Source organism: Collinsella intestinalis (assembly GCF_902501455.1).
Classification (GTDB): Bacteria; Actinomycetota; Coriobacteriia; order Coriobacteriales; family Coriobacteriaceae; genus Collinsella; species Collinsella intestinalis.
In genome coordinates this window covers 513,486-527,129 of the sequence record NZ_CABWIC010000007.1, presented here as the reverse complement: position 1 = coordinate 527,129, position 13,644 = coordinate 513,486, and the positions used below count along the sequence as shown (strand labels likewise).

Sequence of the window (13,644 nt, the reverse complement as noted above, 5' to 3'; positions counted from 1 at the left end):
TCACGCAGCTGTTGCTGGCACTTGCAATCGTCATGGCGCTTGCCATCGCGTGGATTGTCTTGTTGTTCTTCTAGCGGCTGGGTGATGCCCGCGAAAAGGGACGAGCCGCCTTGTGGCTAAGGCGGCTCGTCTGTGGGCATTGCCCACGTGCCAAATTGCTACAGGAGGGCTTTAACCTCTTGTTCGTTACGAGTATACCCCAAAGCGCCACCCCGCGGCGCGGGGTGTGCTCGGGCCACTATAGAAGCGTTTTGATTTGTGTGTAAGACTGGTTTAACAGAGCGGGATTTGACCTGTCAGGTACCTTCGAGTCCACCTGTATCGTCGCCACCGCGGGCCATTTCTTTTGGGGGATGACATGCGTCAATCGTGTCTAGATGCGTTTAATTCATATGTCGCTCGTTACGACGCCTCGGATGAGCGGATCGCGCTCAAGTTCGAACACACCTATGAGGTTGCCGGGTTGTGCGACGAGATCGCGCGAGGGGAGGGCCTGCCCCCGGCCGACGTCGACCTCGCGTGGCTGTGCGGCCTGCTGCACGACATCGGGCGATTCGAGCAGCTGCGCCAATGGGGGACGTTCAGCGACGCGGACTCGTGCTGCCATGCGGCGCTCGGGATCCAGGTGCTCAAGGATGAGATGGCAAGTTTCACCAACGATCCGGAATGGGCGCACATCATCGAGCGCGCCGTTGCCCTCCACAGCGACTTCAGGCTCCCGTCGGACCTGGGCGCTCGCGAACGCCTCTTTTGCACCATCACGCGGGACGCCGACAAGGTGGATATCCTACGTGTGTTTAACCAGTCGAGCTGCGAGGCGGTGCTGGGAATCGATCCCAGCGAGTTCTCGCGCGGGGAGATTTCGGACGTGGCGTTCGAGGCGTTCGGCGAGCGCCGTTGCCTCGCGCGCGATGAGCGCCCTGGGTCGCTCGACGGCCTTGTGGGCGCCGTCTGCCTCGCCTTCGAGCTCGAGTTGCCCGCGTCCCGCAAGGCTCTGGGGGATAGGGGATACCTGCAGGCGCTCCTGCGCGAGCCCTTCGGCTTGAGCCCGCATTTCGAGTCCGAGCTCACCCAGTACCGCTGGGATGCCATCTGCGATGTGATGGGGGAGATGTAGGTTCTGCCCGCTTGTCATATAATTTAATAATTTTGCCATTACTGGCGCAGTTTGATTGGGGTTTTATGGACGACATGCTTGGAGGAGTGAATGCTTCGCTGCGGGGTTCGCTCGACGCTAGCTTACTAAAAACCGGCGACATAAATATCGGTATCGATGGCTGTGCAATTGGAGATCCATCCAAATCCGGGGTTATTGGGTCGATGTGCAGGGCTTTTAAGGTTAGAAATGAGCTGAAGGCTCACACATTAGAAATTGATTGGGACATAGAGAGCGCTCGTAGAATTAAAAGAGAGTATCCATCATGGTCTGATGAGCGATGCTTGATGGAGGCTCGCGGTTATCGTTTAACCGATGCTCAGGCTAAGAATCTCGCTGATATAGCCTCGCGCGCAATTCATGACGTGGACGCTAAAGGTGTCTCCCCTAAGCCTCTTGATCCTGAGAAATCTGATCTGATCGTAGAAGGTGCTAAAGGAGCGTACTCTGAAGAAATTAAGGCTCTTTGGGCTGCTCTCTTATCGAGAGAACTCGAATCCGAATCCTGTTGCTCTGTGAGAACGTTAAAAAAGCTGAAAGAATTAGATTCAGGTCAGGCCTCTTTGTTCAGCAGGATGTGCACCTATTGCGCTGGTGGGCATGTCTTGGATGGGGGTATGATCCAGGTTATTCCGCTTGTGTTCAAATATAAAGACGGTACAACATATAATGGCGGGGATCTCTCATATTCCGAATTGGTAGAGCTTGAAAGAATTGGCCTGATCAAGCTGAATGCAACAACGTATTTTGAAGCTGGCCAAAGCCCTCTGCTCAGGATAGGCGACCTTACATACGTCATTGCCCATCCTGAGAATCGAATCTCGATTGGCGATATTGTTCTCACGTCCTGCGGTGAAGAAATCTCAGCTCTATGCCAACTGGGATCGGCTGACGGTCTGCTTGACTTGTTGATAGAAAGAATGGCAGAACAGGATGCTTTTCTTGTTGAAATGCCGGATCGCTTCGCCGTCAACAAGGTCAGCGTCTGAAATATTTCGTGTATCTCGACGCCCCATCTAGTTAATTGGCCGTATAGGACTGCCGCCTTAATGGTGCGTTCATCTCTATGTAGTCATTTCTATGCGGTCCGACAGGTGCTTGAACGGACTAAATATCCAGAATCCCGCACTCTTTGCGCAGGAGTGCGGGATTGCATTCTATTTGCCTGAATATTTCTATCTGGCTTATCAGAATCGGCGGTTATCCGGATTGGCTACAACAGGGTTTTGCTTCCATTTTGTTGGCTGTTTTGACCTTTGGCTATGCTGCCATGCTTGCCGTGCTGCGCTTAGCGGTTTGTGAGACGTCCTTCGTGAGGGTACTATTCCGATCGTCACTTCGATTATTTGATTGAAGGGTTTTATATTTGCCCACCTGGTTCTCATATTCACGAATAAGGTGCTCCAACGTCTCATCGATGAAGAACAGCATCTCACTTCCGTCGTAGCCGTCTTTTGTGGTGCCTGCAAACTTGCACCCCGCAAGCGGAAGATCCATTGCGCAGTTAAATAGCAAGTATTCTAAGGTTTTCAGCCTGCTGAGCATGGCATCGCCGTCATCAATTAGATCGATCCAGCTTGTAACGTCTTTGCTGAAATACATTTTCTTCCTTTCGTCGTTTGTTCTTTGTTGCGACAAAGGGAATGTATGCGAGCGTGCGGACATAAGCTCTGGGTGCTTCGTCGACGGCAGGGACTTGTTAATTTCCGGCATGAATCGAGCCTCGATAAAGCGTGGTACAATATGGCCACGATGTAAGGAGGCCGCCATGGCGCTTTGTGTTCCCGTTCGCGAGTTGAAAGATACCGCTAAATTTCTCTCAGTCGTCGAGGGTTCTAAAGACCCGGTGACGGTGACGCGCAATGGGCGCGATGCTTTGGTTGTCATGACGCCCGAAGCTTACGATGGACTTAGAAGCGAACTTGCCCATGAGCGCCTTATGCGCCGTCTTGATCGTGCGGAGGCCGAGTTTGATTCTGGCGCGTATCTCGATGGCGATGCATTTTTAGACGCGTTGCTGGAACGTTATGATGGTTAGACTTGTAATCTCAAAGAACGCTGCTCTGGAGATCAGTGGCATTGCCCAATACCTCAAAGATGAGTTGGCCTCCCCGGGCGCGGCAAGTTCATTCATTCAGGAGTTCAGGCACCAGGCTAAGCTTGCCTGCTCATTTCCCTCTTCCCATGCGCTATGCCCTCATCCCGAGCTTGCGCAGAGAGGTTATCGTTCGTTTCGCGTGGGCAGGTACGTCGCAATCTATTCCTTCATGGATGATTGCCTGAAGATTCTCCATGTGTTCCATCAGTCTCAGGACTATGTCGATGATGCCCTGGGTTGATTGGGGCGACGCCTACGGGCGACATTTCTTCGAAGACGCTGCATAACATGGGCAAGTTGTGCGATTGCGGCATTGTGCTGCTGGTCTGTGGTAACATACCGACCTGTTGGTACCCTCCACTTGGATATCCGCTCCACCGGCGGCTTCCCAGTTGAGGGCGAATCGAGGCCATGGGGAGCGCATCCCGCGGCCGCTACAAGAAAGGTGAAATCATGACGATTTCCAAGGAGCGCAAGGCGGAGCTCACCGCCAAGTTCGGCAAGAACGCCCAGGACACCGGCAACTCCAAGGTTCAGGTTGCCATCCTGTCCGAGCGCATCAAGGAGCTGACCGAGCACATGAAGTCCCACCAGAAGGACTTCCACACCCGTCGTGGTCTGCTCATGCTGGTTGGTAAGCGTCGTCGTCTCCTCTCCTACATCAAGAAGAACGACATCAACGAGTACCGTGAGCTCATCAAGGAGCTCGGCATTCGCGACAACATCCAGTAGGGATTTGTGCATGCAGGGGCGTCCGCTGGGCGCCCCTTTTCATGTTGGGCCGCTATCACGGCGATAGGGGTCCGGGCCGGCGCCAATGCGCCGTCCAAAAGGGGAGGGGGGCCTCATGTGCCCGCCCCGCAACCGATCGGCGGGAGGGTCCCGCCGACCTAGAGAAGCCCGCGCGCAAGGGGCGCGTGGGGATAGGAGTATTCATGACACTCGTAAGCAAGACCTTCGACCTGTTCGGCAAGACCTACGTCTTCGAGGTCGGCGAGCTCGCCAAGCAGGCCACCGGTGCCGCGCTCGTCAAGCAGGGCGACTCCACCGTGCTCACCACGGTCGTCGTTTCCAAGGAGCGCAAGAACTACGACTTCTTCCCGCTGACCGTCGACTTCAACGAGAAGATGTACGCTGCCGGCCGCATCCCGGGCGGCTACCTCAAGCGTGAGGGCCGTCCCTCCGAGAAGGCCACCCTCACCGCTCGCATGATCGACCGTCCGATCCGCCCGTCCTTCCCGGACGGCTTCCGCAACGAGGTCCAGGTCGTTGCCACCTCCCTCGTGGCCGATCAGAAGAACCCCGTCGACGTGATCTGCGTCATGGGCGCCTCCCTCGCCATGACCATCGGTGGCGTGCCGTTCGAGGGTCCGCTGGCCTGCGTGCGCATCGGCCGCGACAAGGAGACCGGCGAGTTCATCGTCAACCCCACCTATGAGGAGCGCGAGAATTCTGATCTCGACCTCGAGCTCGCGGGCACCCGTGACTTCATCTCCATGGTCGAGGCCGGCGCCGAGGAGGTCTCTGAGGGGGACATGCTCGCCGCCATGCAGTTCGGCCAGGAGGCCATCGGCGCCTTCTGCGACGCTCAGCTCGAGTTTGTCGAGGAGTGGGAGCGCGTCAACGGCCCGATCGTCAAGCGCGAGTACCCGCTCGACCAGCCGGTCGAGGAGGTCCACGACCGCATCTTCGCCCACTACGATGAGATGGCCGCCGCCCTGCGCGACGCCGACAAGCTGTCCCGTCAGGACAAGGTCGCCGAGCTCAAGGAGGCCATCAAGGCCGAGTTCACCGAGGAGGAGCAGCTCGTTTGGGAGCGCGAGATCCCGGTGAACCTCAAGAAGCTCGAGAAGACCGCCATGCGTCGCATGGTTGTAGAGACCGGTGAGCGCGTCGACGGCCGCACCGCCGCCGAGATCCGCCCCATCATGGTCAAGGGCGACTACCTGCCTCTGGTTCACGGCTCCGGCCTGTTCCAGCGCGGTCAGACCCAGGTGCTCTCCGTGCTCTCGCTCGGCATGCTCAACGAGGGCCAGCGCCTCGACACCATCGAGCCCGTCGATGGCAAACGCTACATGCACCACTACAACTTCCCGCCCTACTGCACCGGCGAGACCGGCCGCATGGGCACGCCTAAGCGCCGTGAGATCGGCCACGGCAACCTCGCCGAGCGCGCTCTGATCCCGGTCCTGCCCGACGAGAACGAGTTCCCTTACGCCATTCGCGTTGTGTCCGAAGTCATGGAGTCCAACGGCTCCTCTTCGATGGCTTCCACTTGCGGCAGCTGCCTGGCCCTCATGGACGGCGGCGTGCCGATCAAGCGTCCCGTGTCCGGTATCGCCATGGGCCTCATCCAGGAGGAGGGCAAGACCGTCGTCCTGTCCGACATCCAGGGTCTCGAGGACTTCCTCGGCGACATGGACTTCAAGGTCACCGGTACTGAGAAGGGCATCACCGCGCTGCAGATGGACAACAAGGCCACCGGCCTGACGTTCGACATCCTGCGCACCGCCCTCGAGCAGGCCAAGGAGGGCCGCGCCTACATCCTCGACAAGATGCTCGAGGTCGTACCCGGCCCGCGTGAGGAGACCCGCGCTACCGCGCCCAAGATCCAGTGCATTACCATCCCGACCGAGAACATCCGCGATGTCATCGGCAAGGGTGGCGAGACCATTCGCGGCATCCAGGACGAGACCGGCGCCTCCATCGACATCCACGAGGACGGCACCGTGTACGTTGGTGGCGTGGGCGAGTCCGTCGCCGCTGCCATCGAGCGCATCGAGCTCATCGTCAAGGTTCCCGAGGTGGGCGAGGAGTACACCGGCCGCGTTGTTTCCATCCAGCCGTTCGGCGCGTTTGTGAACCTGCTGCCCGGCAAGGACGGCCTGCTGCATATCTCCCGCGTTGCCCAGGGCCGCGTTGAGAAGGTCGAGGATGTTCTGAACGTTGGCGACGAGGTTAAGGTCAAGGTCATCGAGATCGACGACCGCGGCAAGATCTCCCTGGATCGTCTCGAGAAGCCCGAGGCCCCGGCTGGTGCCGGCCGCGGTGAGGGCGAGGGTCGCGGCGAGCGTCGCGAGCGCGGCGATCGCCCGGGCCGTGGTGCCCGCGACACCGGTGCCCGCGGTTTCGACCGTCCCGCCCGTCGCGAGCGCGGTGACCGTCCCCGTCGTCCCGGTGACAACGGCGGCCGTGCCCCGCGGCGTCATCACGAGGCCGAGTAACAGATAAGCCTACGTTTACGAGAGTTTCTGCGCGCTAGTCGTATTTCAACTCTCATGCAAAGGGGTCCGTGCATATGCGCGGACTCCTTTTGTCTTTCGAGTTAAAAAATCTTGCGCGCATCGCAGTACGAAATAGCGAATTGTCAAATTTTCCGTTTGCGTAACTGATCGCGCGGCGGTCAATGCGCCAGAAAGCGTAATAGATGGTCGTTGAGCCAAGATAATGGACATCCATATCGCTTATTCTGACAATGGGCATTGGCACATTGAATTCAAAGGCCCAGTAATGCCATTATCGGCAATTATTTCTAGTAAACCGACGAGGTCATTGAGTAGGGCGGTTACAAATCTGGCGAATTTGACAGTCGAGCAAGCGATAAGGGTCAAATCACCGTAGTTTGTCAGCCTTGATTCTTCAATCGGTCCGCCAGGATTTTGAGTGCGTGGGCGTAGCCTGCCAGACCTTCGCCGGACACGCGTGCAAAGCAGGCCATCCCTGCATACGATATCTGCCGGAACGCTTCGCGCTTCTCAACTGCTGAGATGTGGACTTCGACCGCCGGGATGCCAACCGCTTTGAGCGCGTCGAGGATCGCGATGCTCGTATGGGTGTAGGCCGCCGGGTTGATAACGATGCCGTCCACCCTGCCATAAGCCTCTTGGATCCGGTCGACGATCGCGCCCTCGTGGTTGGACTGGAAGACCTCGATGCCGTCGAACCCGAGCTCATCAGCGCTATCCTGGCAGATCGAAACGAGCGTCTCATACGAGTCCGTTCCGTAGATCCCGGGCTCGCGAATGCCGAGCATATTGAGGTTCGGTCCGTTGATGACCAGCGCTTTCATGGTGACTCCTTGAGGTCTGTCCGAGATTTCCGTTAGGGGAGCATGGGTGGCAGAGCGTCGCGGACGGCCTTGGCCGTGTTCTCGGCACAGTCGCATGAGGCCACGATGAGATCGGCCCATTCGCGATAGATCGGCATGCGCTGTTGCGCGAGCGCCTCGATGCCGTCGCGCGCGGTGATGGGACGGTTCTCCTTGGAAAGCTCATTGACGGGGCGGTCGAGCATGGCGATGATGCCGTTCTGGTGTATGAGCGGATAGTTCTCTGCGCGCGTTACCACGCCTCCTCCGCAGGAAATGACGAGTCCCGAACGAGCGGCCATGCGGCGCAGCACCTCGGTCTCACGCTCCCTGAACGCCGCCTCGCCATGTTGACAGATGTATTCGGCGCAGGTTGTTTGCAGCTCGTCTTCGAGCACGTGGTCGATATCGACATGCTCGCGTCCCAAGAGGGCTGCAAGGCGTTCTCCTACTCGGGTCTTACCGCACCCGGGCATGCCAATGAGGACGATGTTCTGCTCCGTTGCGGAGAGGCGGGCGGTGACATCGAGGATGCGGTCCATGCCAATGACCTCGCCGGTGTAGCGCTCCACGGCTTGCGCCGCCTGTGCGACGAGCATGAGCAGGCCTCCGGCGCACGGGATACCGCGTACCTCAGCCTGCATCATGAGGGCGGTGCGTGCGGGGTTGTACACAATGTCCACGAGGCCCTCGAGCTGCGGGAACACATCGAGTGAGCACGGGGCCGCCGGGCACTTGGGGAACATGCCGACGGGTGTGCAGTTGACGGCGAGCGCCGCATCTGCATGACGGTCGAGGTTTTCGTACGTGTTCTCGCCCGCGCGGTCGATCGAGACCGCCTCCATGCCCAGGTCGGCGAGGACCATCATCGCGGTCGAGCCGGCACCGCCCGCGCCTCCGAACACGACTGCCTTCTTGCCGGCGAGCTCCAGTCCGAGGGACTCCACAAGTACCTTGAAGCCGTAATAATCCGTGTTGCCGCCGCGCAGGCGGCCGTCGGGCAGGCGCGTGATGGTGTTGATGTTGCCCATGCGCTGGGCAACATCGGACAGCTCGTCCATATAGGGTACGAGATCGCGCTTGTACGGGATGGTGACGTTCACGCCCTCCCACTCATCCGAACGGATGAACGCCTCGAGCTCATCGGGTTCACGCTCGAACTTGCGGTAGTCGAGCCCGGCGAGCTCCCGATAAATGACGGGTGTGTAGCTGTGACCCAGGACGCGCCCCAGCACGCCGTAGGGGCGAGGGGAGTTTTGGGCCATGATGTGCTCCTGAGAGCGCTTGCTGAGGTCCATGAGCAGGCGGAAAAGCTTCTCTGCTTCATCTTCGAGCCCCTGGGGTGCGCGGCGACGCACGTCATCGATTTTGCACTGCTCGCGCTCGGGGTCGAATATCGCGCGCCCCGTTTGGGACTTCACGCGGGCAACGTCCTTGGCCAGTGCCATCCTCATGCCGAACAGGTCGAGTATCTTGCCGTCGACCTGGTCGATCTGGCTTCGCAGTTCATCGAGGTTCATCGGTATCTCCCTAGAGTATCCGTTGAGTGGCGGCTGAGGTGAGCATGGCGTCGAGGATCGCGCACGCGCAGGCGGCCTCAGCAACGGGGACGGCGCGCGGGGCGATGCACGGGTCGTGCCGTCCGCGGACGGTGAGTTCCGTGTCGCGATGCGCGTCGAGGTCGACGCTGCGCTGCGGCTTGCCGATCGACGGCGTTGGCTTGACCGCCATGCGCCAGATGAGAGGCGTTTCACAGGTAATGCCGCCGAGGATGCCGCCGGCATGGTTGGTGGCCATATGCGGATGCCCGTCTTGCATGCAAAACGGGTCGTTATGCTCGCTCCCGCGCATGAGGGTCGCTCCAAATCCCTCGCCGAATTCGACCCCCTTCACGCCGGGGATGCCGAACGCGATGCGGGCGATGCGGCTCTCCATCCCGTCGAACATGGGGTCGCCAAGGCCTGCGGGGACGTTGTATGCCACACATTCGATCACGGCACCCAGGCTGTCGAGCTCGGATTTTGCCTGGAGAATGGCCTCGTGCATGCGCCGTGCGACCGGGGCGTCGATGCAGGGCAGCGGGTTTGCGGCTATGGCGTCAAGCTGCGCTTCGTCGAGCTCCATGGGGTTGAGGGGCTTGTCCGTAATGGGCTCGGGGCCGAGCTGCGCGATGTGCGCGGCGATTTTGATCCCCCTTGCCTCGAGGGCCTGCAGGGCGATCCCGCCCGCGACACACAGTGGTGCGGTGAGGCGGCCCGAGAAGTGGCCTCCGCCGGCCACGTCCCGATGCTCGCCGTACTTGATGGCGGCGGTCCAATCGGCATGGCCCGGGCGGGGGACGCGGTGGAGCTCGCTATAGTCGGAGCTTCGCATGTCGCCGTTACGAATGATGGCGGCGATGGGCGCGCCGTTCGTGTGGCCCTCCGTTATGCCGGCGATGACTTCGACCGCGTCCGCCTCTCGACGAGTGGTCGAGGTGTCCGAGCTGCCGGGTGCGCGCCTGTCGAGAAACGCCTGGAGGCGATCAAGGTCGATGGGGATACCCGCGGGCAGGCCGTCGACCGAGCAGCCGATGGCGGGGGAGTGCGATTGCCCAAAGATGGAGATGCGTAAGCTGTCGCCGCACATGGAGGCCATTGTCGCCCCTTACTCGTCGATGAGCTCGACGTCGCCGCCGAGCAGGCGGTAGTGTTCGAAGAACAGCGGGTAGCTCTTGTCCACGGCCTCCGCCCCTTCGATCTCGACGGGGGAGGCGCAGCGCACGGCGGCGATGGCCGCCATCATCGCGATGCGATGGTCGTTGCGACTGCTCACACGTCCGCCGTCGAGCTGTTCGCGGCCCTCGATCACGAGGGCATCGCCGTCGACGCACACGTTGGCGCCGAGCTTGCCGAGCTCCGTTGCAATCGCCTCGAGACGGTCGCATTCCTTGATGCGCAGGCGGGAGCATCCGGTAAAGCGTGTGGTCCCCTCGGCGCATGCCGCCACCGCGGCGAGTGCGGGGACGAGGTCCGGGATGTCGCGTACGTCGAGCTCTATACCGTGGATGTTGTCCGGGCGAACCGTCGCGGCTCGGGCGCTGCGCTGCCCCTTGGCGCCGAACAGCATGAGCGCGGCGCTGATGGCGCGATCGCCCTGGATTGAGGAGGGGGTCACGCCGCGGACGGTCACGGAGTGGCGGCCCAGCGCGCCGGCGCTCAGCCAAAACGCTGCGTTGGACCAATCACCCTCGACGGCGATGGCGCCGGGGGTGCGATATCCCTGGCGCTCGATGGTAAAGACGGTGAGCGGCAGGCCGCCCGGCGTCGCGCCCTCCTCGATGCCGACCTTCACGCCGAACGCGTTGAGGACGGCCAGCGTGAGGCCGATGTAGGGACGGCTCTCAATCTCGCCGGTCACGGCGATCTGGGTGTCGCCGTCGAGCAGGGGCGCGGCGAGCAGCAGGCCCGAGATGTACTGTGAGCTCACGTTTCCGGGCAGCTCGAAGCGTCCGGCACGCATGCGCCCGGTGATGCGCAGGGGGAGTCCCGTGGCTCCCTGGAACGTGCAGCCCGCGGCCATGAGCTCATCGGTGAGCGGGGCGATGGGGCGCTCGCCGAGCCGCGGTGAGCCGACGAAGGTCGCATCCGCGCCGAGGGCGCAGGCGACCGGGAGCATGAATCGAAGCGTCGAGCCAGATTCGCCGCAGTCGAGGGTCGCGCCTGCCAGCGCGCGCAAGATGCCGTGCTCGAGGCTCTTGAGCACGGGGTGGATCTCAAAGCCGCCCTCGATGGGGTCGATTTTGGCGCCGATCGCGGTAAGGCAGCGGATGGTCGCGTCGATATCGGCGCACGTGGTGTCACAGGCGACGCGGGTCACGCCGTTCGCGAGGGCCGCCGCGATGATGATGCGATGCGCCATCGATTTGGATGAGATGGCCGGGACGGTGCCGGAGAGGGGCTTGGGGTTGATCTTGGCTAGCATGCGTCCTCCTCGCCGTCGATCTCGGCGGACAGTGCCTGGGTGCAGGCGAGGCCGACCTCGAGGATGCGCCTGAACTCGTCGAGCGGGGTGGGTGCGAGGGACGCCGCCCCAATGCCGCGCGGGACGATGAGGTCGATGGTCGAGCCGGAGCGCTTCTTGTCGTGCAGCGCCTCGTTGAAGATCTTGTCGGGCGCCGCGTCAAAGGCGAGGGAGAGCCCATGCGCCTTGATGAGGCGGGCGAGGCGCTCGGGCAGTTCCTCGGGGCAGAGCTCGGCGGTGACGCTGGCGCTCGCGATGGCGACCATGCCGATGGCGACGCAGGTGCCGTGGCCGAGACGGTAGCCCTCGGCCGCCTCGACGGCGTGTCCGATGCTGTGACCGAAATTCAGCAGCTTGCGGATGCCCGCCTCGCGCTCGTCCTGAACAACGACGGCACGCTTGATATCGACGTTGCGCGCGATGAGCCAGCAAACGCGTGCGAGGTCCTGCTTGAGCAGGTCGAGGGTGAGGGGCGTCTTCTCAAGCTCGGCGAACAGCTCGGCATCTGCGATGAGGGCGTGCTTGATCACCTCGGCACAGCCGTCGGCGAACTGCTCGTCGGAGAGGGTGCCTAGGCAGCCGGCGTCTGCAATGACGGCGAGCGGCTGCCAGAAGGCGCCTGCGAGGTTCTTGCCGGCGAAAAGGTCGATGGCGGTCTTGCCGCCCACGGAGGAGTCGACCATCGCCAGCAAGGTGGTGGGCACCTGGATGTAGCCGATGCCGCGCATGTACGTCGCCGCGACAAAACCTGCGAGGTCTCCCACAACGCCGCCGCCCAGTGCGATGATCACATCGTCGCGCGTGAGCTGCTCTTCTGCCGCACGCTCGAGAAGCTCGGCATAGGTTGTTGGGTTCTTGCTCTGCTCGCCGGCCTCAAAGGTCGCAACGCCCACGGTCAGCCCGGCCTCTTTCAGCCCCTGCTCGACGGGCGCCAGGAACAACGGGCCGACGTTCGAGTCGGTGATGATGAGTGCGCGCTGGGCCTGAGGGGCGACCGACTGCGTGATGGCGCCGACCTGCTCCAGAAGAAACGTGCCGATGTGCATCTGATAGGGATGTGCCGTATCGATGTCGAGCGTGTATGCCGAGGTTGCCATGATGCCGTCCTTTGCCGAGTGGTGGGTGTGTGTTGTTCGCGCGGCTATTCGCCGCGTGGGCTTGAGATTGCCGAGCGGATCGCGCGTATCCGTTCCATCGTCGCGTCGAATTCGTCGCACGTGAGGGCCTGTGGGCCGTCGGACCAGGCGTTCGCCGGGTCGTCGTGCACCTCGATCTCGAGTGCGTCGGCTCCCGCCGCGCAGGCTGCGAGTGCCATTGGTCCCACGTAGCGGGCGCAACCGGTCGCATGGGAAGGGTCCGCCGCGACCGGGAGATGGGTGAGGTGATGCAGCGCCGGGATGGCGTTGAGGTCAAAGGTGTTGCGCGTGGCCGTCTCGAACGTGCGGATGCCACGCTCGCACAGGATGACTTGCTCGTTGCCCTCGCTCATGATGTATTCGGCGGCCATGAGCAGCTCTTCGAGCGTGCTTGCCATGCCGCGCTTGAGTAAGACCGGGGTCTTTGTTCGGCCGACTTCCTTGAGCAGCGCGAAGTTCTGTGCGTTTCGCGCCCCGATTTGCATGACGTCGATGCCGCGGTTCACGAACAGCTCCACGTCGCGCGTGTCCATGACCTCGCTCACGATCGGCATGCCCGTTTGGGCGCGCGCCTCGAGCAAGAGGTCGAGCCCGTGCTCGCCCATGCCCTGATGGTCGTAGGGGGAGGTGCGGGGCTTGTACGCGCCGCCTCGCAGGAGTGTGGCGCCCGCCGCCTTGCAGCGCGCGGCAATGGTGAGCAGGTTGTCGCCCTCCACAGAGCAGGGGCCCGCGATGACCTGGAAGTGTCCGCCGCCGATCTTAACGCCGCCGCCGAGGTCGATGACCGTGTCCTCGGGGTGTGAGGCGCGGTCGACCTTTCGCTGCGGCTTTGCCGCACGTGCGTGCGAGATCGCGATCATGGAGCCCCTTTCGTTTACGTTGCAAGTTGCGCCCGGCATAGCCGGACTGACTGACCCCATCGAGTGTACCCCACCGTCCCGACGGGGTTTGCGGCTCGCGTGTATTAGAGTAGAGACTACAGAACGGCGGTACCGAGCCCGGGGTTGCGTTTTTGAAAGATTGGCAAAGAGCATCAGTCCGTCCCCTCACTTGGGTATAATGCAATCCGTCGCGCGCCATTAGCTCAGTGGATTAGAGCGTCTGCCTCCGGAGCAGAAGGCCGTAGGTTCGAACCCTATATGGCGCACCAACAAACATCCTCGGG

Annotated in this window: 13 protein-coding genes and 1 tRNA gene; 7 read left to right on the top strand and 7 right to left on the bottom strand. The window is 61.5% G+C overall.

Going from position 1 to position 13,644, the window contains the following annotated elements:
* Positions 1-358 precede the first annotated feature (358 nt).
* Positions 359-1,117 (top strand): HD domain-containing protein, encoded by a 759-nt coding sequence (locus AOBCEHNH_RS03690; RefSeq protein WP_152063202.1) that lies wholly within the window; start codon positions 359-361, stop codon positions 1,115-1,117.
* 65 nt (positions 1,118-1,182) lie between these two features.
* Positions 1,183-2,145: a DUF2806 domain-containing protein gene (locus AOBCEHNH_RS03685; protein WP_152063201.1), complete on the top strand. Its 963-nt coding sequence runs from the start codon at positions 1,183-1,185 to the stop codon at positions 2,143-2,145.
* A 271-nt stretch (positions 2,146-2,416) separates the two neighbouring features.
* Here the strand turns inward: AOBCEHNH_RS03685 and AOBCEHNH_RS03680 are convergent, their stop codons facing one another.
* Complete coding sequence (locus tag AOBCEHNH_RS03680; RefSeq protein ID WP_193221166.1) at positions 2,417-2,869, bottom strand: hypothetical protein; 453 nt, start codon at positions 2,867-2,869, stop codon at positions 2,417-2,419.
* Positions 2,870-2,924: 55 nt separating this feature from the next.
* On the opposite strand from AOBCEHNH_RS03680, the gene AOBCEHNH_RS03675 reads away from it, so the two are divergent.
* The 4 genes from AOBCEHNH_RS03675 (at position 2,925) to AOBCEHNH_RS03660 (ending at position 6,478) form a co-directional block, all read left to right on the top strand.
* Positions 2,925-3,194 carry a type II toxin-antitoxin system Phd/YefM family antitoxin gene (locus AOBCEHNH_RS03675; RefSeq protein ID WP_006722528.1) on the top strand — a complete coding sequence of 90 codons (270 nt, stop codon included), beginning with the start codon at positions 2,925-2,927 and terminating at the stop codon, positions 3,192-3,194.
* Positions 3,184-3,495 (top strand): type II toxin-antitoxin system RelE/ParE family toxin, encoded by a 312-nt coding sequence (locus AOBCEHNH_RS08175; RefSeq protein ID WP_152063199.1) that lies wholly within the window; start codon positions 3,184-3,186, stop codon positions 3,493-3,495. The genes AOBCEHNH_RS03675 and AOBCEHNH_RS08175 overlap by 11 nt, the downstream gene beginning before the upstream one ends.
* A 212-nt stretch (positions 3,496-3,707) precedes the next feature.
* On the top strand, positions 3,708-3,986 hold the full coding sequence (gene rpsO, locus AOBCEHNH_RS03665; protein ID WP_006721138.1) for a 30S ribosomal protein S15: 279 nt from the start codon (positions 3,708-3,710) through the stop codon (positions 3,984-3,986).
* Positions 3,987-4,189: 203 nt separating this feature from the next.
* Positions 4,190-6,478 carry a polyribonucleotide nucleotidyltransferase gene (locus AOBCEHNH_RS03660; protein ID WP_152063198.1) on the top strand — a complete coding sequence of 763 codons (2,289 nt, stop codon included), beginning with the start codon at positions 4,190-4,192 and terminating at the stop codon, positions 6,476-6,478.
* A gap of 401 nt (positions 6,479-6,879) precedes the next feature.
* On the opposite strand, the gene aroQ is transcribed toward AOBCEHNH_RS03660, so the two are convergent.
* The 6 genes from aroQ to aroF are packed head-to-tail and all read right to left on the bottom strand — an operon-like array spanning position 6,880 to position 13,339.
* Complete coding sequence (gene aroQ, locus AOBCEHNH_RS03655; RefSeq protein WP_152063197.1) at positions 6,880-7,323, bottom strand: type II 3-dehydroquinate dehydratase; 444 nt, start codon at positions 7,321-7,323, stop codon at positions 6,880-6,882.
* A gap of 32 nt (positions 7,324-7,355) precedes the next feature.
* Entirely contained in the window at positions 7,356-8,861 is a 1,506-nt protein-coding gene (locus AOBCEHNH_RS03650; RefSeq protein WP_152063196.1) for a shikimate kinase, read from the bottom strand.
* Between the two features lie 10 nt (positions 8,862-8,871).
* The gene (gene aroC, locus AOBCEHNH_RS03645; protein WP_152063195.1) at positions 8,872-9,978 is read right to left on the bottom strand and encodes a chorismate synthase; all 1,107 of its coding nucleotides are present in this window, start codon (positions 9,976-9,978) and stop codon (positions 8,872-8,874) included.
* Between the two features lie 9 nt (positions 9,979-9,987).
* Complete coding sequence (gene aroA, locus AOBCEHNH_RS03640; RefSeq protein ID WP_152063194.1) at positions 9,988-11,304, bottom strand: 3-phosphoshikimate 1-carboxyvinyltransferase; 1,317 nt, start codon at positions 11,302-11,304, stop codon at positions 9,988-9,990.
* Positions 11,298-12,440: a 3-dehydroquinate synthase gene (aroB, locus tag AOBCEHNH_RS03635; protein ID WP_152063193.1), complete on the bottom strand. Its 1,143-nt coding sequence runs from the start codon at positions 12,438-12,440 to the stop codon at positions 11,298-11,300. Before aroB ends, aroA begins: the two co-directional genes overlap by 7 nt.
* 44 nt (positions 12,441-12,484) lie before the next feature.
* On the bottom strand, positions 12,485-13,339 hold the full coding sequence (gene aroF / locus AOBCEHNH_RS03630; protein ID WP_152063192.1) for a 3-deoxy-7-phosphoheptulonate synthase: 855 nt from the start codon (positions 13,337-13,339) through the stop codon (positions 12,485-12,487).
* A 213-nt stretch (positions 13,340-13,552) separates the two neighbouring features.
* Here aroF and AOBCEHNH_RS03625 point away from each other — a divergent pair.
* Positions 13,553-13,629 (top strand) — tRNA-Arg (locus AOBCEHNH_RS03625).
* Positions 13,630-13,644: the final 15 nt, after the last annotated feature.

Bases quoted from the DNA above. Each gene is read 5' to 3' on its own strand.
- AOBCEHNH_RS03690 (WP_152063202.1), top strand. From the start codon at position 359: ATGCGTCAATCGTGTCTAGATGCGTTTAATTCATATGTCGCTCGTTAC.
- AOBCEHNH_RS03685 (WP_152063201.1), top strand. From the start codon at position 1,183: ATGGACGACATGCTTGGAGGAGTGAATGCTTCGCTGCGGGGTTCGCTC.
- AOBCEHNH_RS03680 (WP_193221166.1), bottom strand. From the start codon at position 2,869: ATGCCGGAAATTAACAAGTCCCTGCCGTCGACGAAGCACCCAGAGCTT.
- AOBCEHNH_RS03675 (WP_006722528.1), top strand. From the start codon at position 2,925: ATGGCGCTTTGTGTTCCCGTTCGCGAGTTGAAAGATACCGCTAAATTT.
- AOBCEHNH_RS08175 (WP_152063199.1), top strand. From the start codon at position 3,184: ATGATGGTTAGACTTGTAATCTCAAAGAACGCTGCTCTGGAGATCAGT.
- rpsO (WP_006721138.1), top strand. From the start codon at position 3,708: ATGACGATTTCCAAGGAGCGCAAGGCGGAGCTCACCGCCAAGTTCGGC.
- AOBCEHNH_RS03660 (WP_152063198.1), top strand. From the start codon at position 4,190: ATGACACTCGTAAGCAAGACCTTCGACCTGTTCGGCAAGACCTACGTC.
- aroQ (WP_152063197.1), bottom strand. From the start codon at position 7,323: ATGAAAGCGCTGGTCATCAACGGACCGAACCTCAATATGCTCGGCATT.
- AOBCEHNH_RS03650 (WP_152063196.1), bottom strand. From the start codon at position 8,861: ATGAACCTCGATGAACTGCGAAGCCAGATCGACCAGGTCGACGGCAAG.
- aroC (WP_152063195.1), bottom strand. From the start codon at position 9,978: ATGGCCTCCATGTGCGGCGACAGCTTACGCATCTCCATCTTTGGGCAA.
- aroA (WP_152063194.1), bottom strand. From the start codon at position 11,304: ATGCTAGCCAAGATCAACCCCAAGCCCCTCTCCGGCACCGTCCCGGCC.
- aroB (WP_152063193.1), bottom strand. From the start codon at position 12,440: ATGGCAACCTCGGCATACACGCTCGACATCGATACGGCACATCCCTAT.
- aroF (WP_152063192.1), bottom strand. From the start codon at position 13,339: ATGATCGCGATCTCGCACGCACGTGCGGCAAAGCCGCAGCGAAAGGTC.